Source organism: Salipiger pallidus, assembly GCF_014643635.1.
GTDB classification, from domain to species: Bacteria; Pseudomonadota; Alphaproteobacteria; order Rhodobacterales; family Rhodobacteraceae; genus Salipiger; species Salipiger pallidus.
This window is the reverse complement of the sequence record NZ_BMJV01000001.1, coordinates 566,796-589,239: the sequence shown is the minus strand read 5'-3', so window position 1 is coordinate 589,239 and position 22,444 is coordinate 566,796. Positions and strand designations below refer to the sequence as shown.

The 22,444-nt window shown below is 67.7% G+C and carries 21 protein-coding genes; 14 read left to right on the top strand and 7 right to left on the bottom strand.

What is annotated here, in order from left to right:
• Nucleotides 1-3: 3 nt before the first annotated feature.
• On the bottom strand, nt 4-3,114 hold the full coding sequence (locus tag IEX41_RS02830) for a hypothetical protein (protein WP_188788600.1): 3,111 nt from the start codon (nt 3,112-3,114) through the stop codon (nt 4-6).
• Nucleotides 3,115-3,360: 246 nt separating this feature from the next.
• Between IEX41_RS02830 and IEX41_RS02825 the strand changes: the two genes are divergently transcribed.
• Complete coding sequence (locus IEX41_RS02825; RefSeq protein ID WP_229672893.1) at nt 3,361-4,089, top strand: SIMPL domain-containing protein; 729 nt, start codon at nt 3,361-3,363, stop codon at nt 4,087-4,089.
• A 39-nt stretch (nt 4,090-4,128) separates the two neighbouring features.
• On the opposite strand, the gene IEX41_RS02820 is transcribed toward IEX41_RS02825, so the two are convergent.
• The 3 genes from IEX41_RS02820 to IEX41_RS02810 all read right to left on the bottom strand — a co-directional run bounded on the left by IEX41_RS02820 (nt 4,129) and on the right by IEX41_RS02810 (nt 8,211).
• On the bottom strand, nt 4,129-5,406 hold the full coding sequence (locus tag IEX41_RS02820) for an O-acetylhomoserine aminocarboxypropyltransferase/cysteine synthase family protein (RefSeq protein ID WP_188788598.1): 1,278 nt from the start codon (nt 5,404-5,406) through the stop codon (nt 4,129-4,131).
• Between the two features lie 244 nt (nt 5,407-5,650).
• Nucleotides 5,651-6,709: a dipeptidase gene (locus IEX41_RS02815; RefSeq protein WP_188788596.1), complete on the bottom strand. Its 1,059-nt coding sequence runs from the start codon at nt 6,707-6,709 to the stop codon at nt 5,651-5,653.
• 80 nt (nt 6,710-6,789) lie between these two features.
• Nucleotides 6,790-8,211, bottom strand: a complete 1,422-nt coding sequence (locus IEX41_RS02810) for a hypothetical protein (RefSeq protein ID WP_229672892.1) — start codon at nt 8,209-8,211, stop codon at nt 6,790-6,792.
• Between the two features lie 172 nt (nt 8,212-8,383).
• Between IEX41_RS02810 and phnC the strand changes: the two genes are divergently transcribed.
• The 6 genes from phnC (at nt 8,384) to IEX41_RS02780 (ending at nt 14,129) form a co-directional block, all read left to right on the top strand.
• Nucleotides 8,384-9,184: a phosphonate ABC transporter ATP-binding protein gene (phnC, locus tag IEX41_RS02805; RefSeq protein ID WP_188788594.1), complete on the top strand. Its 801-nt coding sequence runs from the start codon at nt 8,384-8,386 to the stop codon at nt 9,182-9,184.
• Nucleotides 9,185-9,256: 72 nt separating this feature from the next.
• Nucleotides 9,257-10,156 (top strand): phosphonate ABC transporter substrate-binding protein, encoded by a 900-nt coding sequence (gene phnD / locus IEX41_RS02800; protein WP_188788592.1) that lies wholly within the window; start codon nt 9,257-9,259, stop codon nt 10,154-10,156.
• 66 nt (nt 10,157-10,222) lie between these two features.
• The gene (phnE, locus tag IEX41_RS02795; RefSeq protein WP_188788590.1) at nt 10,223-11,083 is read left to right on the top strand and encodes a phosphonate ABC transporter, permease protein PhnE; all 861 of its coding nucleotides are present in this window, start codon (nt 10,223-10,225) and stop codon (nt 11,081-11,083) included.
• Nucleotides 11,080-12,390 carry a phosphonate ABC transporter, permease protein PhnE gene (gene phnE / locus IEX41_RS02790; protein ID WP_188788587.1) on the top strand — a complete coding sequence of 437 codons (1,311 nt, stop codon included), beginning with the start codon at nt 11,080-11,082 and terminating at the stop codon, nt 12,388-12,390. Before phnE (IEX41_RS02795) ends, phnE (IEX41_RS02790) begins: the two co-directional genes overlap by 4 nt.
• Nucleotides 12,390-13,001, top strand: coding sequence for an LbetaH domain-containing protein (locus IEX41_RS02785; protein ID WP_188788584.1), 612 nt, complete (start codon nt 12,390-12,392; stop codon nt 12,999-13,001). The genes phnE (IEX41_RS02790) and IEX41_RS02785 overlap by 1 nt, the downstream gene beginning before the upstream one ends.
• An 81-nt stretch (nt 13,002-13,082) precedes the next feature.
• A complete protein-coding gene (locus IEX41_RS02780) occupies nt 13,083-14,129 on the top strand; it encodes an SHOCT domain-containing protein (protein WP_188788582.1) in 1,047 nt (348 codons plus the stop codon).
• 288 nt (nt 14,130-14,417) lie between these two features.
• Here the strand turns inward: IEX41_RS02780 and IEX41_RS02775 are convergent, their stop codons facing one another.
• Both IEX41_RS02775 and phnF read right to left on the bottom strand, forming a co-directional pair.
• The gene (locus IEX41_RS02775) at nt 14,418-15,596 is read right to left on the bottom strand and encodes an alpha-D-ribose 1-methylphosphonate 5-triphosphate diphosphatase (protein WP_188788580.1); all 1,179 of its coding nucleotides are present in this window, start codon (nt 15,594-15,596) and stop codon (nt 14,418-14,420) included.
• 37 nt (nt 15,597-15,633) lie between these two features.
• Nucleotides 15,634-16,383 carry a phosphonate metabolism transcriptional regulator PhnF gene (gene phnF / locus IEX41_RS02770; RefSeq protein WP_188788578.1) on the bottom strand — a complete coding sequence of 250 codons (750 nt, stop codon included), beginning with the start codon at nt 16,381-16,383 and terminating at the stop codon, nt 15,634-15,636.
• Between the two features lie 114 nt (nt 16,384-16,497).
• Here phnF and phnG point away from each other — a divergent pair, with 114 nt between their 5' ends.
• The 7 genes from phnG to phnN all read left to right on the top strand — a co-directional run bounded on the left by phnG (nt 16,498) and on the right by phnN (nt 21,750).
• Nucleotides 16,498-16,950: a phosphonate C-P lyase system protein PhnG gene (gene phnG, locus IEX41_RS02765; RefSeq protein ID WP_188788577.1), complete on the top strand. Its 453-nt coding sequence runs from the start codon at nt 16,498-16,500 to the stop codon at nt 16,948-16,950.
• Nucleotides 16,951-16,952: 2 nt separating this feature from the next.
• Entirely contained in the window at nt 16,953-17,537 is a 585-nt protein-coding gene (gene phnH / locus IEX41_RS02760) for a phosphonate C-P lyase system protein PhnH (protein WP_188788575.1), read from the top strand.
• The gene (locus tag IEX41_RS02755) at nt 17,522-18,625 is read left to right on the top strand and encodes a carbon-phosphorus lyase complex subunit (protein ID WP_188788572.1); all 1,104 of its coding nucleotides are present in this window, start codon (nt 17,522-17,524) and stop codon (nt 18,623-18,625) included. Before phnH ends, IEX41_RS02755 begins: the two co-directional genes overlap by 16 nt.
• A complete protein-coding gene (locus tag IEX41_RS02750) occupies nt 18,622-19,572 on the top strand; it encodes an alpha-D-ribose 1-methylphosphonate 5-phosphate C-P-lyase PhnJ (protein WP_277874159.1) in 951 nt (316 codons plus the stop codon). The genes IEX41_RS02755 and IEX41_RS02750 overlap by 4 nt, the downstream gene beginning before the upstream one ends.
• Complete coding sequence (gene phnK / locus IEX41_RS02745) at nt 19,569-20,339, top strand: phosphonate C-P lyase system protein PhnK (protein ID WP_188788570.1); 771 nt, start codon at nt 19,569-19,571, stop codon at nt 20,337-20,339. Before IEX41_RS02750 ends, phnK begins: the two co-directional genes overlap by 4 nt.
• A gap of 176 nt (nt 20,340-20,515) precedes the next feature.
• Nucleotides 20,516-21,199 carry a phosphonate C-P lyase system protein PhnL gene (gene phnL / locus IEX41_RS02740; RefSeq protein ID WP_188788568.1) on the top strand — a complete coding sequence of 228 codons (684 nt, stop codon included), beginning with the start codon at nt 20,516-20,518 and terminating at the stop codon, nt 21,197-21,199.
• Between the two features lie 8 nt (nt 21,200-21,207).
• The gene (gene phnN / locus IEX41_RS02735; protein WP_188788566.1) at nt 21,208-21,750 is read left to right on the top strand and encodes a phosphonate metabolism protein/1,5-bisphosphokinase (PRPP-forming) PhnN; all 543 of its coding nucleotides are present in this window, start codon (nt 21,208-21,210) and stop codon (nt 21,748-21,750) included.
• On the opposite strand, the gene IEX41_RS02730 is transcribed toward phnN, so the two are convergent.
• A complete protein-coding gene (locus IEX41_RS02730; RefSeq protein ID WP_188788564.1) occupies nt 21,732-22,415 on the bottom strand; it encodes a DUF1045 domain-containing protein in 684 nt (227 codons plus the stop codon). The two genes, phnN and IEX41_RS02730, sit on opposite strands and share 19 nt — an antisense overlap.
• Between the last annotated feature and the right edge of the window lie 29 nt (nt 22,416-22,444).

The following is a 22,444-nucleotide window of genomic DNA, read 5'->3' as shown; positions in this document are numbered from 1 at the left end:
GGCTCATCCGCTGGGCATCCGCAGGACGATGCTGCGCCCGCTCTTGACCAGCTGAAGTTGCGTATCTCCGATCGCGGCGACCCGACCGCCATCAAGCCTGTCACCGACCTTCACGTTCTGCAGACGTCCGTTGGACATGCGGACGAGGGCGCGCCGCGCGCCGTCCGTCCCGAAAACCCCGATCAGGTTCATCTGTCGCAGGTTCAGCTGGTTGCTGACCGTGGCCTGCTGGGCGACGTTTGCGTTCTGCGGGATGCGCAGGGCCGGCTGGCGTGGGGCCGCGCTGGCGGTCTGGACCTCGGCGCGTTCGACCCGGCGTGCCATGTCACCGGGGCGCAGCTGCGGTGCAACCGACTGGGCCACCGCCTGGGCCGTGCCGCTCGGTACAGCGGGCTCGGCTTCGGCAGCTTCGGGCTCGGCCGTTTCGATGGTCTCGCCCTGAGCCACATCGGTTTCTTCAGGAAGCTCGATATCGTTTTCTGTCGCCGCTGCCTGTCCCTGAACGCTTTCTGGACGGAGCACCGGCCTCAGCAGCGCAAGCTCGGCGATGGAGTTGCCGCGCAGGGTCACTCGTTCGCTTTGTTCGACCAGATCCTCGGGGCGTGCGTTCGGGCGCGCCTCATCGGCCGGTGGTTCGGCATTGGCCGCATCCGTCTCGGCGGGCCCGGTGTCTTCGGTGGTCGCGGCGTCATCCTCGGAAGGGGTGCGCGCCGGGGGGACTTGTGGCGGCGGCCCGGAGAAGATCCGCACGCCGTCCGGTGACACGGTGCCCTCCGGGCTTGCCCGGACGAGGCCGCGATCATCGAGGTCGAAGCGAACGTCAGGCCCCGGCGGGAGCCGCACCGGCTCCACGCCAAGATCATGCGCTCCGGCCATGGGCGGCAGGGCGATCGGGTCGAACTGTTCGACAGTGGGGTCGACAGAGGCCACGTAGAGGTCGTCGAGGGTGCTTCCTGAAAGCTGGCGCGGCGCGGCGGGGGCCTGCTGCCAGATCCCCGTGGCAGCGTATCGTGCGGCCAGTTCCTCGGGGCTCAGGTCCGGTGTGTTCAGGGCAGGCGTGCTCGTGTCAGCTGTGCTCGGGGCGGGGGCTGCCGGCTCAGGCGGGCTTTGCGCCGCCACGTCTTCGACAGGGGCGTCTGGCTCGGTCACTGCTGCAGCAGAGGGACTGTCTTCCGGAATTTGCTCCACGGCCACTTCCGCCACGGGCGGATCCACCCGGTCGAACAGGCCCGAGATCCCCTCGTCGAGGAACACCGAAGCCCATGCCGCGACCGCGGCGATCAGGGCGATCAAGACAACCGTCATGGTGAGCCCGAGGAACCGCGGCTTCCCGCCGACCGGTGCGTTGCGGGCACCGAATACGGTCAGACGCTCGCGCTCTTGCGCGGCGCGTGTGGCGGCTGCCGACTTTTCCACGGTGGAGGCGGAGGGTCGCGCCGCCTGGCTCTTGCGACGTGCGAAAAGCGCGGCAAGGCTGCGGTCATTGCCCTTGCGTCCGGAAGGGTGAGCCGCGTCCTTTGTCGCAGGAGGCTCGTCCGCTAGGCTGGCCGGCTTGCGCAGGCTGCCGGCATGGGACAGCGCGGCGGCGATCCCGGCAGAGGGATCGGCCTCAGCCCGCTGCGGCGATGCCACGGGCGGAGCCTTTGCCGTTGGTGTCTCCGTGGAGATTTGCGATCCTGTCCCCGAGGCTTCGGGCTGCGACCGCGAGGCGCGTAAATTCTCAGCTTTGCCCGACGGCCGGGGCGCGGGCGTGGTGGCAGACACCACTGGCGCCGCCTTGGTCGAAGCGTGGGCCGGGATGCCGCTGGAGGATGCCGAGGCAGATCGCGACAGGTGCGAACGGTCAGCCGCCAGCTTTGACTCGCCCGCGGTCGCGGGCTGACCCGACGGACCGGAGGGCTTGTCCAGAGCGGTGGGCGTGGCCACGTCTGCCGCCGGCGGGGTGTCCGCGCGGGCATTGCCTCCGGGACCGAAGATGCCGCGCGTGAAGCTCACGCGATCTTCTGGGCCGGGCAAGGGCGCAGGCTCCGCCTCGGGTGCCGGTCCGATGGGCAGTTTGGATGCGATCGGGGCCGAGGCCGCGCCGGCAACGGCTGCCTTTGCAGCGTCCCCTTTTGCGGTGGCCTCGTCCTGCCCGGTCTGCGGATCTTGTTGCGTGACCTCATCCGCCGTGACCGTGGGGCCTGTCCGGAGGGGCGCGAGCGGAAGGTCCGCCTGTGCCTCGGTGCTGTCGGACCTGTCTGACGCACCGGGTGCGGCAGGACGCGCCGTGCCGGCAGAGGGTTTATCGTCCTTGCCCAAGACGGATTGTGGCCCGGTCGACGAAGCGGGCGCCTTTGCGGTGGTTTCGGGCCTGGGGGCAGGGGCTTCGCCCTGATCCGTTTGGGGAACCGATCGGTTCGGAACCTCAGAAGCAGGGGCGCTATCCGGCTCGACCTCCTCGATCGCAGGGACAATCTCGATCAGCGGCTCATGCGCGGACCCGGCCTGTGCCCTCGGCATGGCCTGAGCTTCCGGGACAGACGTGTTTTCCGTCTCCGGCACAGGAGCACTTCCGGCTTCCGGCGCAGGCGCAGACTGCCTGCCGGGCACCGCCGCGCTTTGAGCTTCCGAAGCGTTGCCGTGCTCTGGCGATGGTGCGGCCTGCGCCTCGGCTGCGGGGGCATCGGTCAGCTGCACGGGTTGGGTGAGGCGGGCCGGGGGCGTGCCGGTCCAGCTAGTGGCCGGTCCGAAGAATGGCGCCGTGGGGAACAGGCTATGCGGCGGCATGGCGGTGAAACCCACCGGTGCAAACCCTTGGGCGGACAGGAAGCTTTCTGCCTCGTCCAGCGTCTCACGCGCGACGGCGGCGATGTGGATGTCGCTTCCGTCGCGATGCCAATCCACAACAAGCTCGTCGATGGCATAGGGGGTCGCCCCTTCAAGCGCCGCATTGACTGCGTCAAGTTCGTCCTTTGGGCCGCCGGCGGGCGAGGCGATACAATCATAGCGGATCTGCTCGTCCGGAAGGATCAGCATCACCTCGGTGCCGCGCGGACCTTCGGCGCGGGCAGCATCGAGCAGGCCGGCCAGCGCAAGCTCGGGGCTGTCGCCGGTCAGGGCGGCTTCGTGCACTGGCGCCCATCCTGCCGGATTGCGGCGGAGCAGGACGATCCCGTCGAAGGAAAGAGAAAGCGCGTAGTTGGGTACCATAGCTGGTCTTTATCACTCGGCGATCGCAGGCGGGAGTCCCGTCGGACCCCGTGGGCAGTCTAGAGCAGGCTTCCGCCGACGTGAAGAACTTCGACTTGCCAGCCTCTTGAAGCCGCAGCCTAAGGGGGAAATGTTAAGCGTGTTATAACCATGTTGAAAGGTGCTGTCATGAGCCCCCGAACCCGCGCAGCGATGCGTCCCCTCACACTTGCGCTACTGTGCGGCCTTGCCCTGCCGCTGCTGTCCGGGGCGGCCTCGGCGCAGGAAACACAGCCGCGCCTGACCGTCACCGGAGAAGGGCAGGCCTCGGCCACCCCGGACATGGCCACGGTGACCATCGGCGTCAGCGCAACGGCCCCCGAAGCGGGGCCAGCCATGGATGCGGCCTCGGAATCGGCCCGCGCCATTCTCGACCGGCTCGACAGCCTCGGGATCGACCCGCGCGACCGCCAGACCTCGGACCTGTCGCTGCAGCCGATCTGGAGCGATGGTGGTCCCGGCGTGGCCCCCGCGGTCACAGGATATGAGGCTGGCAACATGCTGACGGTCCGGGTGCGCGCGCTTGACAGTCTCGGTGATGTGCTGGGGGCGGTGACCAGTGATGGTGCCAACCGCCTGTCTGGCCTGACCTTCGGCCTGCAGGATCCCGACCCGGTGATGGAAGAGGCGCGCCGCGACGCGGTGGCCGATGCCATGGCCCGCGCGCAGGTGCTGGCAGATGCCGCTGGTGTTACCCTCGGCCCGGTGATCGAGATGTCCGAACAGGGCGGAGGCTATGCGCCTAAGCCTATGATGGAGATGCGCGCGGCCTCTGCACCGCCAATCGCCAGTGGTGAAGCCACCATGTCGGCACGTGTCAACATGGTCTTCGGCCTTGGTGGCGAGGCCGCCGAGTGAACTGGCCGGTGCTGCCCTCAAGGGCAGCACCGGAACGAGTCAGCCTGCCGCTGTAAGCGCCTGATCGAGATCGGCAATCAGATCCTCGGGGTCTTCGGTCCCGATCGAGATCCGAACCACGTTGGGCGCGGCCCCGGCGGCGATCTGCTGTTCTTCGGACAATTGCCGGTGGGTGGTTGAGGCCGAGTGAATGACAAGGCTTCGGGTGTCACCAAGGTTGGCCACGTGGCTGAAAATCTGCAGCCCGTCCACGAACTTCATGCAGGCGTCGTAGCCACCCTTGAGCGCCACGGTGAACAGCCCGCCCGCCCCGTTGGGGCAAATCCGCGCCACACGGTCGCTGTAGGGCGATGAGGGCAGGCCTGCGTAGGTCACGCCTGCGACCGCCGGATGGTTTTCCAGCCACGAGGCCACGCGCCCGGCGTTCTCCACGTGCTTTTGCATCCGTAGGCTCAGGGTCTCGATCCCCATGAGGGTGTAATGCGCCGCCTGCGGGTTCAGGGTCATGCCAAGGTCGCGCAGGCCGATCGCGATGGAATGGAATGTGAAGGCAAGGCTGCCGAAGGTCTCGTGGAACTTGAGGCCATGATAGGCAGGCTCGGGCGCCGAGAGGGACGGGAACTTGTCAGACGCGGACCAGTCGAACTTGCCGCTGTCGACCACGCAGCCCCCGGTGACGGTACCGTTGCCGGTGAGGTACTTGGTCATCGAATGCACCACCAGCGTGGCGCCATGTTCGATGGGCCGACACAGGTAGGGCGTGGCCGAGGTATTGTCGACGATCAGCGGCAGCCCCGCCTTGTCGGCAATGGCCGACACCGCATCGAGGTCGGTGACATAGCCGCCGGGATTGGCGATGCTTTCGCAGAAGATGGCACGGGTGTTGTCGTCGATGGCGGCCTCGATGGCCTCGGGGTCATCGAAATCGACGAACCGGGCGGACCAGCCGAAGCGTTTGATGGTCTGGCTGAACTGCGTGATCGTGCCGCCGTAGGCGCGCGTCGAGGCGACGATGTTGAGCCCCGGCCCCATGAGCGGGAACAGCGCCATGATCTGCGCCGCGTGCCCGGACGAGCAGCACACCGCCCCGGCGCCCCCTTCCAGTGTCGCCATGCGTTCCTGCAGGGCGGCGACGGTGGGGTTGGTGAGGCGGGAATAGATGTAGCCCACCTCTTGCAGGTTGAAGAGCGCCGCCGCGTGGTCCGCATCGCGGAAGACATAGGCGGTGGTCTGGTAGATCGGCGTCTGCCGCGCGCCGGTGGCCGGATCGGGCCGTGCCCCTGCATGGATCTGAAGCGTGTCAAAGCCGTGGGTCATCTGTTTCCTCCCCTTGGAAATCCCGTGGTAAAAGTGCTCGGGAGCAAGGCTTAGGGGATCGCGCTGCGTGGGACAACAGGTCTGTCGTGGGGGCCGGGGTGTCACCGGTGGCGCGGAGCAAGGCTGCTTCGATGCGCCGCGGGCGCTCTGACGCGCTGCGGACAGGGCTGGCAGGCTGCGGATTGGTCTGACGTGCAGCGGGCACGCGCGCCGCCCCCGGCAGCCAAGGGCCCGCGCGCCGCGCTCAGGGCTTCCAAGTCTTGTCCAGCACCCGCATCCAGTTGCGCCAGCACAGCTTCTCCATCATCTCGGTGCCGATCCCATGGTCCGCCATGGCGCTGCGCAGCGCCCCGAGGCCGGCGACATCCCCGATGCCTTCGGGCACCACCGCCCCGTCGAAGTCAGAGCCAAAGCCCACGCGATCCTCGCCGAGGATGCCCACGAGGTGGTCGAGATGGCGCATCATCGGCTCCAGCGTCATGTCAGCGCCCATGCGCCCGTCCTCGCGCAGGAAGGCGGAGGCAAAGTTGATACCCACCATGCCGTCGCTGTCGGCGATCATGTGCAGCTGCCGGTCGGTGAGGTTGCGCGCGTGCTTCGTCACCTCCCATGCGTTGGAATGGGTGGCCACCAGCGGCGCGTCGCTGATCGCGGCCACGTCGTTGAAGCCGGCCTCGTTGAGGTGGCTCAGATCCACCATGATGCCCAGCCGGTTGCATTCGGCGATCAGGCGCTTGCCGTCCTCGGTCAGGCCCGGCCCGGTGTCCGGCGTGCCGGGGAAGCGGAAGGGCACCCCATGGGCCCAGATCGTGGGCCGTGACCACACCGGCCCGACCGAGCGCAGCCCGCGGGTGTAAAGCTCGCCCAGCAGCTCGAGATCGCGGTCGATGGCCTCGGCGCCCTCGATATGCATGATCGCGGCCATGGAAGGGCCGTGGATGGCGCGTTCCAGCTCGGGGACGCTGCGGCAGATGGTGACGGTGCCCTGTGCCGCGAGCGTCTCGAGCGCCTCGGCCCCGCGCAGCACCACGTCCAGCGCCCCGGGCTGGTCCAGCATCGGCGGCAGGGCAAGGTCGTAGCTGGGGTCGGCCATCTGCTCCATGTCGCCGGGGGCGAGGGGCGAGGGCACGAAGATGGCGAAGAAGCCACCCGCGAGGCCGCCGATCTTTGCGCGCGGCAGGTCGATATGGCCGCTGTCCATCCCGGCGTGGACATCCTCGGGGCGGATGCTGCCGGTGACGATGCGCAGCAGAAGGTCGTTGTGGCCGTCGAAGATCGGCGGCGTGATGGGGTGGGCGGTCATGGGAAGGTCGTCTCGTGGTCAGGTGTTGCCACCCGAGACTGACCCTCCTGCCGTTTGCATGCAAGCGCAGCGAAGGCTGCTCAGCCGATCACGAAGGCGTAAAGAAGCACCCAAAGCGGTATCACCACCAGAAGTGCCAGCATGTAGCCGCCGTTCCAGCGCACCCCCACGTGGTGGGCGCTGACCCCGCCGAAGCTGCCGGTGAGCATGGTGGTCGCGGTGAACGGAGAGCTGATGCCCCCCAGCGCCCAGCCCCCGGTGATCGCGGTGACCATTGCGGCGGGGGTGATGCCCAGCACATCGGGCGAGGGCAGCAGCGGCGCGATCAGCGTCACCGCAAGGATGGGATTCATGGCGATCTGGCCGCAAAGCGGGATGATCCACACCAGCGCCGCGAGCACCAGCCACGTGGGCAGATCCTCGGGGTGGAAGCCGCTGGCCTTCACCAGCGGTGCCAGCAGCGGCGCGCCGATGGTGCCGATGTAGCCCGCCATGGTCAGCAGCAGCACCTCGGAGCGGTAACCCGGCAGGTCGTGGAAGACGAACCGTCCCATGCGCGCCGACACTGCCGCGCCGCCGCCGCGTGCCTGAAGCACCGTCCAGCCAAGCGCCATCGCCGGCACGATCAGCAGCACCAGGCCCACCACGCGCACATCCACCACACGGCCCAGCACGAAGACGCTGCAGACCAGCAGGCCGAGCAGAAACAGGAGCGGTGTCAGCAAGGCCCAGGATCCTTCGGGCTTTGTGCGGGTGGGCGGGGGCTGCGACAGGCGCGGCTTGAAGGCGGTATCAAGGCCCCAGCCGATCAGCGTCATCAGCAGGGCGGTGACGATGCAGGGCACCAGCGCCGCGGACCAGCTGGCCCCGGGAATGAGCGCGGTGCTGATGGCGATGGCGAAGGACAGCGGCGACCACGGCAGCGATGACACAAAGCCCCGCTGGATCGCCAGCAGCATGCGGCGGCGGCGATGCTCGCGGATCTCGGGGTCGGGCTCGGACCGCGCGGCGGCGGTGGCAAGGCTGCCCAGAAGCGCGATGGCGCCGTAGTTGAGCAGCAGTGCAAACGCGCTGCCGCCCACGGTCAGCGCAAGGTAGCGCCGCCCCGGCGGCTGCTGGGCAAGGAAATCACCGCTGCGGCGGATCGTCTCGGATGGCTCGGCAGCGCTGCGCAACGTCGCGAGGGCCGAGAAGAAGGCAGCGATGAAGGACGCCTGCGCCACGCCGCGCGCCAACACCGACTGCCAGTCGTCCAAGCGCAGGATCAGCGCGGCGGTCAGCAGCGCCGCCACCACCACGAAGGCCTTTCGTCCCGGGCGCACCTGCACGAAAAGCGCCGCGGTCAACGCCGCCATCAGCGCCGCGAGCACGGGCTCCTGCCATTGGCTGTCCAGCCATTCTCGGCAGATCACCAGCAGCGTGATCACTGCAAGCAGGCTTCCGGTGATCCGGTTCAGCATGGTGGGGGAAGAGGGGCCGTCAGGTGTGGGAGCACGTTCCATGCCATGCTCTAACCACCATTCCCCGCAATTGACAATTGCACGCGCCACCCTTCCCGGCGCGGTGTGCTGTCACGGAAAGTTAATGGTCCCGTCGTGGAACCGACACGGGGCCGTCACGCAGTTGACAAGCCTGCCCGGGTATCACGCCGCAACGAATGGACGTGGGGACAGGATGCTCGCAGTAGAACAGCTGACACGGCGCTTCGGGGCCAACGTGGCCGTGGACAACGCCAGTTTCACCGTGGATCGGCCGATGATGATCGGGGTGATCGGACGGTCCGGAGCCGGCAAGTCAACGCTCCTGCGCATGGTGAACCGCCTGACCGATGCCAGCGCCGGGCGCATCCTCTTCAACGGTGAGGACGTGCTGGGCTATCGCGGTGCCGCGAAGCGCCGCTGGCAGTCGCAATGCGCCATGATTTTCCAGCAGTTCAACCTCGTGCCCCGCATGGACGTGGTGACCAACGTGCTGCACGGCACGCTCAACCGCCGGTCCACCGCCGCGACGCTGTTCAACCTCTGGCCCGAAGATGACATCCACCGCGCCATTGAGATCCTCGACCGTCTCGGCATCGCCGAGCAGGCACCGAAACGGGCAGAGGCGCTGTCGGGCGGCCAACAGCAGCGCGTCGCCATCGCGCGGGCGCTGATGCAGGACCCGGCGATGATCCTTGCGGACGAGCCTATCGCAAGCCTCGACCCGATGAACGCGCAGGTGGTGATGCAGGCCCTGCGCCGCATCCACGAGGAAGATGGTCGCATGGTCATCGCCAACCTGCACACGCTCGACACCGCGCGGCGCTATTGCGACCGGGTGATCGGGATGCGCGATGGGCGCATCGTCTTTGACGGCACGCCTGCGCAGCTGACGACCGGTGTGGCCCGCGACATCTACGGCGCCGATGCGTCCTTCTCGGAGGCCGCCACATCGACCGAGATCGGGGCGCTGGAGCGGCACCCCGTGCACGCCTGACAGACCTCACGACCGAAACAGCGCGCCGGGCAGGGACCCTGCGCCGACAACCCATCCAAACGGAGAGATCCCATGAAGACCATCATCGCGGCCGTTCTGGCCACCACCGCCCTGACCTCGGCCGTTTCGGCTCAGGAGATCACCGAATTCCGCCTCGGCATCCTTGGCGGCGAGAACGCGCAGGACCGTCTGGCCAACCAGCAGTGCTATGCCGACAAGATTTCGGAGGCGCTCGGTGTCGAGGTCAAGATCTTCACCCCCGCGGATTACAACGGCGTGATGCAGGGCCTGCTGGGCGGCACCATCGACGCCGCATGGATGGGCGCGTCGTCCTATGCCGGCACCTACATCGCCGACCCCGAAGCGGTCGAGCCGGTACTGGTCAAGCAGAACCTCGACGGCTCCATCGGCTACTACTCGATCGGCTTTGCCCGCAAGGACAGCGGTGTGACCGAGCTTGCGAACCTCGAAGGCAAGAAATTTGGCTTCGGCGATCCCAACTCCACCTCCGGCTACCTGATCCCGTCGGTGGAAATCGACGCGGCGGGCTACCCGATGGAGCCGGGCGAGTTCTTCGGCGATGTGGTCTTCACCGGCGGCCATGAGCAGACCATCGTTGCCGTGAACAACGGTGACGTGGACGCGGGCGTGACCTGGGCCGACGGCCTTGGCAACTGGGAAGATGGCTACAACTCGGGCGCCCTGCGCCGGGCCGTGGACGCGGGCCTTGTGGACATGAACGACCTCGTGCAGATCTGGCAGTCGAACATCATCCCCGAAGGCCCGTTCGTGCTGCGTACCGCGCTGCCTGAGGACGTCAAGAATGCTGTCACCGAGCTGACCGCCAACCTCTGGGAAGAAGACCCCGATTGCGCCTACGGCGTGGCCGCGGGCGACGCGCAGGATTTCATCCCGGTGACCCACGCCGAGTACGAAAGCATCGTCGCGGCCCGCCGCGCGGTCATCAACTGATCAAGCCCGATCCCGAGGGGGCCTGCCACAGCGCGGGCCCCCTTTGCATTTGCCCGGAGCCACCCTATGCCCGACATTGAAATCATCCACGACCGCTACATGGAGCACACCCGCCGCAAGCGCCTTTACGGCGGCATGTTGCTGGCGGTGTTCGTGGCCCTGATGGCGGGCGGTTTCATGACCGCCGACGCCCGCAACGCGGGCGGCTTCTGGGACGGGCTTGGCGCGATCTTCGACTTTCCCGCCGGGGTGATCTCGGAGGCGGTGGAAAAAGCGCACACATTGCCGGCCACCATGCTCGAATACCTGCCCGCGCTGGTCGAGACGGTGAACATCGCCGCCGTCGCCACGCTGATCGGGGCAGGGGGCGGCATCGTGCTGTCGATGCTGGCCACCCGCGGGCTTGCCCGCTGGCCCCGTGCCATTCCCCTGTTCCGCCGCATCATGGACGTAATGCGCGCGGTGCCCGAGATCGTCATCGCGCTGGTGCTGATCTTCGTGCTGGGCGGCGGGCCGGTGCCCGCGATGATCGCGATCGCCTTCCACACCATCGGCGCGCTGGGCAAACTGTTCTCGGAAGTAAACGAGAACGCGTCGCTGAAGCCGGTCGAGGGGCTGGAATCCGTTGGTGCCAGATGGGCTCAGCGCATGGTGCTGGGCGTCATGCCACAGGTCGCGCCGAACTACCTCAGCTACGCGCTGCTGCGATTTGAGATCAACATCCGCGCCTCGGCCATCCTTGGCTTCGTGGGCGCTGGCGGCATCGGCTACGAGCTCAAGAACGCCATCGCCTGGGGCATCGGCCGCTATGATCAGGCCGCCGCCATCTTCATCCTGCTGTTCCTGACCATCGTCGTGGTGGACCAGTTGTCGAGCCACCTGCGCGACCTGCTCACCCATGGCCGCAAGAAGGAGATGCTGGCATGACCCTTGCCGCCGATCCCGCCGCCCTCGACCTGCGCACGCAGGCCACCGCCCTCATGCGCCGCAAGCGCATCGGCTCCATGATGCTGCCTGTGGGCGTGCTGGTCTATCTGGTCTACGCGCTGATTTCCTTCGACGTCCTTGGCTTGCTGGGGCGCGCCAGCACCGAGAACGCGGCTACGCTGCTTTCGGACACCTGGAGCTACAAAACCCATGTCACCCGCGACAACCGCAGCGGCGCGGTCAGCTATGCGGTCGAGGGCGAGCGCAAGGGTGAATACCCCGAAGGGATGCACCCCGATTTCGTCACCGAAGACGGCGAGACCACGATCACGGACCTTGGGGATGGGCACATCGTGACCTTTTCGCCCGATGGGGTCAGCTACGACATCCCCGGCTATGGCCTTGTGACCGCCAATCCCGGCCGGTCCGGCGTTCAGGCGACGTTCCCCGAGGGCGATTTGCCCGACTGGATCAACGCATCGGGCAACCGCGTGGCGATCACCACCGACGCGGGCCGCCTGACCATCACCCGCAACCGGTCCGAGGTGTTTCACTATTCCGCCGGGTGGGAGTTGTTCTTCTTCACTCTCGACAGCCCCTACCACGGCATGGGAGTGGCCGACCTTGCCAGCCGCGCGATGGGTGGCGAGACGTCACAGATCTTCGATGATTTCTGGAACAACACCATGTGGCGCCACGGCGACGTGGCATGGGCGCTGGTCGAGACGGTTCTCATGGCCTTCCTCGGCACCTTCGGGGCGGCCATCGTGGCCCTGCCGTTGGCCTTCCTCGCGGCGCGCAACTTTACCCCGCTCAAGGTGGTGCGCTTCGGCTTCCGCCGGGTGTTCGACTTCCTGCGCGGCACCGATGCGCTGATCTGGACGGTGGTGCTGTCCCGTGCCTTCGGTCCCGGTCCGCTGACCGGCGCGCTGGCGATCCTGCTGACCGACACGGGCAGCTTCGGCAAGATGTTCTCGGAAGCGCTCGAGAACACCGACGGCAAGCAGATCGAGGGCATCGCCTCCACCGGTGCCAAGCCCGTGCAGCGCTACCGCTTCGGGGTGATCCCGCAGGTGACGCCTGTGTTCCTGAGCCAGATCCTCTATTTCTTCGAAAGCAACACCCGCAGCGCGACCATCATCGGTGCCATCACCGGGGGCGGCATCGGCCTGCTGCTGACGCAAGCGATGATCACCCAGAAGGACTGGGAAGAGGTAAGCTACTATATCATCCTCGTGATCGCGCTGGTCTTTGCCATGGACAGCTTTTCGGGCTGGCTGCGGCGCAAGCTCATCAAGGGGGACTGATGCCGCGTCTTTCCGAAGAGCCGTTCATTCACCCCGGCTGCGAGATCGTGGCGGCCACCCTTGGCCGCTACACCGAACTGGGGCAGGGCACGCGGCTGCTGCACTCGGCGCTTGGTGATTACAGCTACACCGACCGCTATGCGGACGTGGCCAACACCACCGTTGGCAAATTCGCCAACATCGCCAGCTTTGCCCGCATCGGCCCCACGGATCACCCGATGCAGCAACCGTCGTTGCATCATTTCCTGTATCGCTCGAGCGATTACTGGGACGATGCGGGGCGGGACGAGGATTTCTTTGCCCACCGGCTGTCGCGCCGCGCCCATGTGGGCCATGACACCTGGATCGGCCACGGCGCGGTGGTACGCCCCGAGGTCACCATCGGCCATGGCGCGGTGGTCGCGGCGGGCGCCGTTGTGACGAGGGACGTCGCCCCGTACATGATCGTCGCCGGGGTGCCCGCGGTGCCGCTGCGCGAACGTTTCGCGCCGCCCATCGCCGAGCGGCTGTTGAGGCTGGCGTGGTGGGACTGGTCCCACGATCTGCTGCGCGAGCGGCTTCAGGATTTCCGCACGATGCAGATCGAGGCGTTTCTCGAGGCATACGAATAGTTGCGCCGGGGCGGCAGTGGTCGCCTCGGTGGCGGTATGTTAAGCCGGTGCGACTCCTCCTTTGGATGAAGGACCGCTGCCATGACCCGCCTTACACCGGAAGGCCTGCGCCTCGTGTCCGAGATCGCCGCTTGCCACGCGGTATCCCCGGACGCCGCCGAAACCCTGCTGGTCGCTCTGGCGGCAGGTCAGGGCACGCAGGCGCAGTTCAACCACCCCGAACTGGGCGGCATGGGCCAGTGGTCGCAGGGCGGCATGACCATGGTGGGCGACATGTTCAACAATGCGCTCAAGGCGCAGGTGGACGGGCTGTGCCGCGAGCTATCGCAGGCGATGGTGGCGAACCAGCTTTTCGCCGCTGCGCCGAGCGCGCCGCAAGGGAGGCAGAGCCAGTCGCAATCCCCAAGCGCAAGCCTCTTCGTGCCCTACGGCTCGGTCGGCGGGCACGGCTGGCCGGGCGAGCTGGGGCAGCCCTCCTCGACCGGTTCGCAGAATAACCTGCGCTATGCCGTGTTCCCGCAGACCCGCCGGCTCGCCATCGATTTCGGCGGCCGGATCGAGGTTTACGACACCGGAGACCATCGGATCTTCGGCGTGTCGCAGCAACAGCACGGAGACCAGTCTCTGAGCTTCACCAGCCAGCACGGGCTTGTCCTGCTGTCGTCGCTGACGCGCGTGGGGGGCGAGGTGCCTGGGGAGGACGGACAGACTGTCACGGACGCGGTGCCAGCGCGTGAAATACAAAGCACGTTTGCCCCGGGTGACGTCGCCGCCGAGGCTCCGGTTTCGCAAGACGCCCCCGGGATTGGATCATCGAATGAGGGCGCTGGGGACTTCAATTCGGCTCCTCGCGAGGAGAAGGGCAGCAATACGCCAGCCGCCGGACAAGAGGGCCGCACCGCCCCCGAACCAGCCGAGCCGCTCGCCCCCGAAACCGTTGAGATGGCCGGAGCGAAGCCCGTTCAGGCCGTTCCACGGTCCACGCCCGCGGTGAGCGTGGCGGCTGGTGCCGGGGACGCGGAGCAGATCATTGGCCTGATCCGCAAGCTTGCCGATCTGCGCGATGGCGGCCTCCTCAGCGAGGCGGAATTCGAGGCCAAGAAGACCGAGCTTCTGTCACGGCTCTGACCGGGCTTGTGGATGCGGGCTGCATGAGAGCAAAGGGACGGCCAAAGATCTCTTTCAGCCGATGAAGTCGGCACTGCTTCCCCGTTGTTTGCGAGTGCCCCTTGCGTGGGCGGTCTCAGCGGCACTGCATCGTACCTGTTGGCCAGCTGCCCACAGGTTCGAGAGGTGGGTGCGGGCGCTGCTCCTGCTGCGTCCGCCATGCGAATGCGGCGCCTCCGCCGAAGGCAGGCTGACTGGCGGCTGCCACGGCGTCCAGCGCCGGGCTGGCAAAGAAAGAGGCGCTTTGTGCTATTCCGCCGCCAGCCGCTCGCCTGCCATGGCGCCCAGGAGCCGCGCGCCGGCCTCTCCGGCAAGATAGGTGAGGCGGCCTCCGCAGATGGTGGCCTCGATCTCGCGGCTGTCCTCGTTGACGACGACCACGTCGGCCCGCTTGCCATGATCGAGCGTGCCGCGGTCGGCCAGTCCCATGATTCCGGCCGGGCCCTTGCTGACCAGCGCCCAGGCGGTGGGCAGATCGCACAGCCCGCGGTCCACCAGCGTCCATGCGGCGCGGGCAAGGCAGGGGTAGTGATAGTCGGACACCAGCGCATCGCACAGGCCCTGCGCGATCAGCGTATTGGCCGACACGTTGCCCGCCTGGCTGCCGCCGCGTACGACGTTGGGTGCGCCCATCAGCACCGGATCGTTGCAGGCCCGCGCCAGTTTCGCCGCCGACAGGGTGGTGGGAAACTCGGCGATGCGGGCCCCGAGGATGCGGTAGTATTCCCGCGTTTCGCCATCGGGGTCGTCATGACTGCCATAGCGGATGTCCATGGCGTCGAAGGCCTCGGCCAGCGCGCACAGATGGCGCGGCACCTCGCGCCCCAGCGCCTTGGCGCGCTCCAGCACCACGAGGAATTCATTCAGCGTCATGCCGCCGCGTTCGGCCCAGCCCGCCACCTTGTGAGGGTTGGTCTGCGCCAGCTCGAAGGTTTCGGGCAGGTGGTTGTTGAACACCACATAGTCGACCCCGAAGCGGCGGATGGCTGCAAGCATGCGCGCCTGCGTGTCGGGCATGTGCGTCTCGCAGCGCAGCTGGAGGCGCAGGTCGGTGAGCATCCGGGGCCGGTAATCGGCCATGGCCTGCATCACCTCGATGGCGAAATCAGGGCCGCGCATGCCGCCCTCCCAGCTCCAGCACTGCGCGAGCCAGGCGGTGGTGACCCCGTGGCTTGCGGCCTCGCGGTCGGTCCAGCGCAGACCCGCCTCGATGGGAAAATGCGCCGAGGGGCGGGGGGCAATGTGACGCTCGAACGCGTCGCCGTGCAGGTCGATAATGCCGGGCAGCAGCAGGTACCCCGACAGGTCCACCGGCGGCAGCGGCCCCTTGGAGATCAGCCCGTTCTCGATCACGAGTGAGCGTTTCTGAAGCGCGTCGCCGCGCAGGATCGTGGCGCCGACCAGTCGGAGGGGGGGAAGCAGGGCCATGTCACCGCTCGGGGTTCGCGTTGCGTTTTGACCCGTTCTAGGGGGTCGACGTGTCAGGCGCATGACGCCCGCCCGCCTCGGTTGCGGAAATCGTCAGGGTCACCCGGTCGCCTGCAAACCATGTCAGACCGTACTCCACCGGGGTGCCGTCCGGCCCGTGGTTGACACTTTCGCTGCGCAGCAGGGGCTGGCCTTCGCGCATGGTCAGGTGCAGCGCCTGCACTGGCGTCGCGGCTTCGGCAGTGAGGCGGGTCTGGGCGCGAGTGTAATCGGGAACGCCAACCGCGCGCAGGGCCTCGGTCACGGTGCCGTGCGCTTCTATGGCCTGTCTCAGCCCCGGCAGGCGGGGTTCAGGAAAGACGCTGAAGAAATGTGCGATGGCAGTGCCGCCCGCCAGTGAAAGCCCCTCGTAGACCAGCACCGGGCTGCCCTCGGACAGGGCAAGCGCCTTGGCTTCGGTGGCATCGCAGGGGCGGGTCTCCAGCCGCAGAGTGCGCTTTTCCGGGGTGCGCCCTGAGGCGCGGGCATTTTGCGAGAACCGCACCCGCTCCCCGATGGGATAGTCGAAGGGTGCGGCCTTCACGAACACCCCCGCGCCGCGCCGCGCATGGACAACATCGCGCTCGGCCATGTCCGCCAGTGCCCGCCGCGCCGTGTGCCGGTTGACGCCGAAACGGCGCGACAACTCTGCCTCGGTGGGCAGCTTGTCACCGGGGGCATAATGGCCACGGGCGATGTCGCCCTCAAGCTCGGTGACGATGGATTTCCAGATCGGGCTGCGGGTCACGTCTGCCCCTTTGTCGCAGAAGTTTCATGGAATGGGGCTTGCGCGGATCGATCGCTTGGCCCTATGATTTGTCTAGTTGTATAGAAATATAGACAGGTCGGCAAGGTTGTCCAGATGAACCAGACAGACATCGACACCAGCGCCCGGAAGGGCTGGATGGGGCTTCTGGCCCGGTCCCCCGCGCCGCGGCTTCAGGCGCTGATGGAGGCGGCAGGCCCGCGCCCCGAGGCCAGCTGGCTGCGCCCCCCAGAGGTGGGCGGCGTCATGGTGCGTGGCCGCATGGGCGGCACCGGGGCAGCCTTCAACATGGGTGAGATGACTGTGACCCGCTGCGCGCTGCGCCTTGCCTCGGGCGAGGTTGGCCATGCCTGTGTACAGGGGCGCGACAAGGCCCACGCCGAACGCGCCGCGCTAGTGGATGCGCTGATGCAGGGAGCCTCCGCGCCGCAGCTGCGCGAGACGGTGCTCGAGCCGCTGGAGCGCGAGGAAACCGCCCGCCGAGAGGCTCGTGCCGCGAAGGCCGCCGCCACGAAGGTGGATTTCTTCACCATGGTTCGGGGAGACTGACGATGCAGCCAGATGTTCTGACCGGGGGCTTTGCCGACCCCGCGCCACAATCGGCCCGCGCCTTCCGTGCGGCGCTTCAAGCGATGGCGATGCCGGGCACCATCCACGAGGTATCCGGCGCGTCAGCCCCCGCGCCGCTCAGCGCGGCGGCGGCGGTGCTGCTGCTGACGCTGTGCGACCGGGAAACGCTGCTTCACCTTGCGCCGGGCCATGACGTGCAGGGCGTGCGCGACTGGGTCGCCTTCCACATCGGCGCGCCCATCGTGCCCGCCGGGGAGGCGATGTTCGCCCTTGGCACATGGGAGGCGCTAGCCTCCCATGACGCATACGCCATCGGCACGCCCGAGTATCCCGACCGAGCGGCCACGCTGATCGTCGAGGTCGCCAGCCTCGACGGTAAGGGCGCGCGGCTTACGGGGCCGGGCATCAGGGACGAGGCGTTCCTGCCTGTGCCGGATGTTGCTGCCTTCAGGGCCAACGCCCGCCGCTTCCCGCTTGGTTGGGATGCGATGCTGACCTGCGGGCCGCGCCTTGCGGCGATCCCCCGAAGCACGACAGTGGAGGACATCACATGTATGTCGCAGTAAAGGGCGGTGAGCGCGCCATCGACGCCGCGCACGAGTGGCTGGCCCATGAACGCCGGGGCGACCGTGCGGTGCCCGAGCTGTCGGTCGCCCAGATCCGCGAGCAGATGAGCCTTGCGGTGAACCGGGTGATGGCCGAGGGCTCGCTCTACGATCCCGATCTTGCGGCGCTGGCGATCAAGCAGGCGCGGGGCGATCTGATCGAGGCGGTGTTCCTGCTGCGCGCCTATCGCACAACACTGCCGCGTATCGGCACGTCACGCCCCGTGGATACCGGCACCATGCGCTGCGACCGTCGGGTGAGCGCGACCTTCAAGGACGCGCCGGGCGGGCAGGTGCTTGGGCCCACGTTCGATTACACCCACCGGCTGCTTGATTTCAAACTCGCCGCCGAGGGTGAAGTGCCGCAGCCGCCGAGCGGCACCCCGGACACCACTCCGAAGCCGCATATCACCGGTTTCCTTGGCCGTGATGATCTGATCCAGGACGAGCCGGCCTCGGACGAGGTGCCGCCGGACCTCACGCGCGAGCCGCTGGAATTTCCGGCAGGCCGCGCCCTGCGCCTTCAGGCGCTGACGCGGGGGGACGAGGGCTTTGTGCTCGGCATGGCCTATTCCACCCAGCGCGGCTACGGGCGCAACCACGCCTTTGTGGGCGAGCTGCGCATCGGTACCGTCGAGGTCGAGATGGAGATCCCCGAGCTGGGCTTTGACATCTGCATCGGCGAGGTGGTCCTGACCGAATGCGAGACGGTGAACCAGTTCAAAGGCTCCAAGGTCGAGCCGCCGCAGTTTACCCGGGGCTACGGCCTCGTCTTCGGCCAGACCGAGCGCAAGGCGATCTCCATGGCGCTGGTGGACCGTGCGCTGCGGGCAGAAGAGCTGGGCGAGGAAAACACCGGCGCCCCGGCGCAGGACGAGGAATTCGTGCTGGCCCACAGTGACAACATCCAGGCCACGGGGTTCCTCGAGCATATCAAGCTGCCCCATTACGTCGATTTCCAGTCCGAGATGGAGCTGGTGCGCCGGATGCGCCGGGAGGCGGCAGCGCAAGGTGACGTGGTGGCAGGCCAGAAGGAGGCGGCGGAATGAGTGTTCAGACGGCCATGGATGAGGCCCAAGTGGATCAGGCCCAAGCGGATCGGGCAAGCACCGATCAGGCAGGCACCGGCAGGCATGACCCTGCCTACAACTTCGCCTATCTCGACGAGCAGACCAAGCGGATGATCCGTCGTGCGTTGCTGAAGGCGCTTGCGATCCCCGGATACCAGGTGCCCTTTGCGAGCCGCGAAATGCCCATGCCCTATGGCTGGGGCACCGGGGGCGTGCAGGTGACGGCGGCCTGCCTTGAGCCTGATGACGTGCTCAAGGTCATCGACCAGGGGGCGGACGACACGACAAACGCGGTGTCCATCCGCAAGTTCTTCCAGCGCACCGCCGGGGTGGCGGTGACCGAGGCGACGGGCGAGGCCAGCCTCATCCAGACCCGCCACCGCATCCCCGAGACGCCCCTGACCGAAGGCCAGATCCTTGTCTACCAGGTGCCGATCCCGGAGCCCTTGCGGTTTCTGGAGCCGCGCGAGACTGAGACGCGCAAGATGCATGCGCTTGAGGAATACGGCCTCATGCATGTGAAGCTTTACGAGGATATTGCCCACAACGGCGCGATCTCCACCGCCTACGCCTACCCGGTGAAGGTCGAGGGGCGCTATGTCATGGACCCTTCGCCGATCCCGAAGTTCGACAACCCGAGGCTGGAAAGCCCGGCGATCCAGCTGTTCGGCGCGGGCCGCGAACAGCGGATCTATGCGTTGCCGCCATACTGCCGGGTCGAGAGCCTTGATTTCGAGGATCACCCGTTCGAGGCCTCCAAGGCGGATCACGACTGTGATCTGTGCGGCTGCGGGGACAGCTATCTCGACGAGGTGATCGTCGATGACGAGGGCGGGCGGATGTTTGTCTGCTCGGACACGGATTTCTGCGCCACGCGGCGGGCTTTGGGCCATGCGGGGCGTCTTTCGGGGGAGGCTTTGGCATGACGCCCTTGTTGCAGGTAGACGGTCTGACCAAGCGCTATGGCGCGCGGCTGGGCTGCGGGGATGTGTCGTTCGACCTTTACCCCGGCGAGGTCATGGGCATCGTGGGGGAAAGCGGGTCGGGCAAGTCGACGCTGCTGAGCTGCCTTGCGGGGCATCTTGCGCCCGATGCGGGGCGCGTGGTGTTCGACACCCGCGCCGAGGGGGCGCGCGATGTGCTGACCATGTCCGAGCCCGAGCGGCGGATGCTGGGCCGCACCGACTGGGCCTTCGTGCACCAGCATGCGCGCGACGGTCTGCGCATGGGGGTGAGCGCCGGGGCCAACGTGGGCGAGCGGCTCATGGCCGTGGGCGCGCGCCATTACGGTGACATCCGCGAGCAGGCGGTGGACTGGCTTGGTAGGGTGGAGATCCCGGCGGACCGGGTGGATGACCGGCCAAGGGCGTTTTCCGGCGGCATGCAGCAGCGGCTGCAGATCGCGCGCAACCTCGTCACCGGGCCGAGGCTGGTGTTCATGGACGAGCCCACGGGTGGGCTTGACGTGAGCGTGCAGGCGCGGCTGCTTGACCTGCTGCGCGGCCTTGTGCGCGAGATGGGGCTGTCGGCGATCATTGTCACGCATGATCTGGCGGTGGTGCGGCTGCTCGCGGACCGGCTGATGGTGATGAAGGATGGCCGGGTCGTGGAAGCGGGCCTGACCGATCAGGTGCTGGACGATCCGCAGCATGGGTATACGCAGCTGCTCGTGTCGAGCGTATTGCTGGTGTGATGCGTCGCGCGGGGAAGGCGGGGGACGGTGGCGTCCCCCGCGCCCCCACCACCGGGGGCGTGCCGCCCCCGGACCCCCTGAGCGCCGGACGGTACCGTGCCGCCCGGACCCGCCCGTTAGCTGGAGGGCAGTCTGCCCCCCAGCCCCCCTGAGCGTATTTGGAAAGAGAAGAAGCCATGATCGCCTTGTCTGACGTTTCGAAGGATTTCGTGCTGCACAACCAGGGCGGGGCCGTGATCCCCGTCATGGCGGGCGCCTCGCTGGAGGTGGCGCCGGGAGAATGCGTGGCGCTGGTGGGAAACTCCGGGGCCGGGAAATCCACGCTCATGCGGATGATCTACGGCAACTACCTGTGCGGGGCAGGGTCGATCATGGTCGGTGGGCTGGATGTGGCGCGGGCAGCGCCGCGTGAGGTGATTGCGCTGCGCCGCGAGGTGCTGGGCTACGTCAGCCAGTTCCTGCGGGTGGTGCCCCGGGTGCCGACGCTTGATGTGGTGGCCGAGCCGGTGTGGGCCGCGGGCGGCAGCCGTTCGGAAGGCGAGGCGCGGGCGCGGGATCTGCTGGCGCGGCTCAACCTGCCCGAGCGGCTTTGGTCCCTGTCGCCCACCACCTTCTCTGGCGGTGAGCAGCAGCGGGTGAACATCGCGCGTGGCTTTGCGCGCAGCTTTCCCGCGATGCTGCTGGACGAGCCGACGGCGTCGCTCGATGCGACCAACCGGGAGGTGGTGCTCGATCTCATCCGCGAGGCCAAGGCCGGGGGCGCGGCGATCCTCGGGATCTTCCATGACGAGGCGGCGCGCGAGGCGATCTGCGACCGGGAGCTGGACGTGAGCGGCTTTGCGCCTCGGGTTGCATCGTGAACGGCATCATGAGCGGGCGGCTGTATGCGGTCGTGGGGCCATCGGGGGTAGGCAAGGACACTCTCATGGCCGAGGTCGCCTCGCGATTGCCCGTGCGGCTTGTGCGCCGGGTCATCACGCGGCCTGCATCCGCCGGGGGCGAGGATTTCGACGGTGTGAGCGAAGCGCGGTTCGCGGAGATGTCTTCGGGCGGGGCCTTTGCGCTGGAGTGGCGCGCTCATGGGCTGCGTTACGGCGTGCCAGCGGGCGTGGAGGCGCAGCTTGGCGCGGGCGAGGTGCTGCTGTGCAACCTCAGCCGCGCGGTGCTGCCGCAGGCGGCGGCGCGGTTCCCCGGGCTTGAAGTGCTGCACATCACCGCTCGCCCCGAGGTGCTGGCCGAGCGGCTGGCCGGGCGCGGACGCGAGAGCGAAGGCGAGATCGCCGGGCGGCTGGCGCGGGCGGGCTTTGCGCTGCCCGAAGTGGACGCCCCTGTGCATGAGATCGACAATTCCGGCCCCGTGGAGGACGCCGTGGCGGCCATCGCGGCGCTGGTTCAGCCAGTGAGCCTGTAACGGTGGAGCAAATGAAAGCGACCATCTATGGCCTCGCCGAAGAGGCACAGGGAGGTCAGCGCGAAGGGCTGGGGCAACAGCGGTGCAAGCTGCGGCTCGAGCACCTTGGCCACCTCTTCGGCCATGCCGTGGGGCAGGCGGCCCGAGAGGGTGAGGTGGAACTGGAATGCTTCCATCACGTAAGGATAGCCCCATTGCACGAGGTTCGCCTCTTGCGCGGGGCTGAGCCGGGCCTTGCGGCGGCGCGCCAGTTCGGCCTCTGTGGCCGGGGTGCGGTGGGCGTCGAGACCGCGTACGATCTCGGCCGCCGTTTCGGCGAGCGTAGAGGTGTCGCCGGTGGGCGTGAGGGCAAGGAAGCTTCCGATGCGCTCGAGCTCCAGCGGTCCGGTCTCCACCGGTGCCAGCCGGGCCGCCAGCGCGGCAAGATCCGCCTCGAGCGCGGGCCGGCCTCGCGTGGGCACGAAAGGCGGCTTCAGGGTTCCGTGAAAGCCGTACTTGCGGGGCGTGCGGGTGATTTCCTCGACGGGCAGCGGCAGGCCCGGCAGATCAGGGTGCGGCACCTGGGTTCCGGCGGTGGCATCCCAGCCGAGCCAGCTTGCGCAGAAGGCGGCAAACAGGCCGGGATCGGGCGCGTAGTAGACGGCGTAACGGGTGAATTCGGGCATTTGATGTTCCGGCATGACGGCGGCTTTAT

Bases quoted from the DNA above. Each gene is read 5' to 3' on its own strand.
- IEX41_RS02820 (WP_188788598.1), bottom strand. From the start codon at position 5,406: ATGACCCACGGCTTTGACACGCTTCAGATCCATGCAGGGGCACGGCCC.
- IEX41_RS02785 (WP_188788584.1), top strand. From the start codon at position 12,390: ATGCCGCGTCTTTCCGAAGAGCCGTTCATTCACCCCGGCTGCGAGATC.
- IEX41_RS02825 (WP_229672893.1), top strand. From the start codon at position 3,361: ATGAGCCCCCGAACCCGCGCAGCGATGCGTCCCCTCACACTTGCGCTA.
- phnC (WP_188788594.1), top strand. From the start codon at position 8,384: ATGCTCGCAGTAGAACAGCTGACACGGCGCTTCGGGGCCAACGTGGCC.
- phnG (WP_188788577.1), top strand. From the start codon at position 16,498: ATGAACCAGACAGACATCGACACCAGCGCCCGGAAGGGCTGGATGGGG.
- phnE (WP_188788590.1), top strand. From the start codon at position 10,223: ATGCCCGACATTGAAATCATCCACGACCGCTACATGGAGCACACCCGC.
- IEX41_RS02775 (WP_188788580.1), bottom strand. From the start codon at position 15,596: ATGGCCCTGCTTCCCCCCCTCCGACTGGTCGGCGCCACGATCCTGCGC.
- phnN (WP_188788566.1), top strand. From the start codon at position 21,208: ATGAGCGGGCGGCTGTATGCGGTCGTGGGGCCATCGGGGGTAGGCAAG.
- IEX41_RS02755 (WP_188788572.1), top strand. From the start codon at position 17,522: ATGTATGTCGCAGTAAAGGGCGGTGAGCGCGCCATCGACGCCGCGCAC.
- IEX41_RS02810 (WP_229672892.1), bottom strand. From the start codon at position 8,211: ATGGAACGTGCTCCCACACCTGACGGCCCCTCTTCCCCCACCATGCTG.
- IEX41_RS02750 (WP_277874159.1), top strand. From the start codon at position 18,622: ATGAGTGTTCAGACGGCCATGGATGAGGCCCAAGTGGATCAGGCCCAA.
- phnK (WP_188788570.1), top strand. From the start codon at position 19,569: ATGACGCCCTTGTTGCAGGTAGACGGTCTGACCAAGCGCTATGGCGCG.
- phnH (WP_188788575.1), top strand. From the start codon at position 16,953: ATGCAGCCAGATGTTCTGACCGGGGGCTTTGCCGACCCCGCGCCACAA.
- phnL (WP_188788568.1), top strand. From the start codon at position 20,516: ATGATCGCCTTGTCTGACGTTTCGAAGGATTTCGTGCTGCACAACCAG.
- IEX41_RS02815 (WP_188788596.1), bottom strand. From the start codon at position 6,709: ATGACCGCCCACCCCATCACGCCGCCGATCTTCGACGGCCACAACGAC.
- IEX41_RS02780 (WP_188788582.1), top strand. From the start codon at position 13,083: ATGACCCGCCTTACACCGGAAGGCCTGCGCCTCGTGTCCGAGATCGCC.
- phnE (WP_188788587.1), top strand. From the start codon at position 11,080: ATGACCCTTGCCGCCGATCCCGCCGCCCTCGACCTGCGCACGCAGGCC.
- IEX41_RS02730 (WP_188788564.1), bottom strand. From the start codon at position 22,415: ATGCCCGAATTCACCCGTTACGCCGTCTACTACGCGCCCGATCCCGGC.
- phnD (WP_188788592.1), top strand. From the start codon at position 9,257: ATGAAGACCATCATCGCGGCCGTTCTGGCCACCACCGCCCTGACCTCG.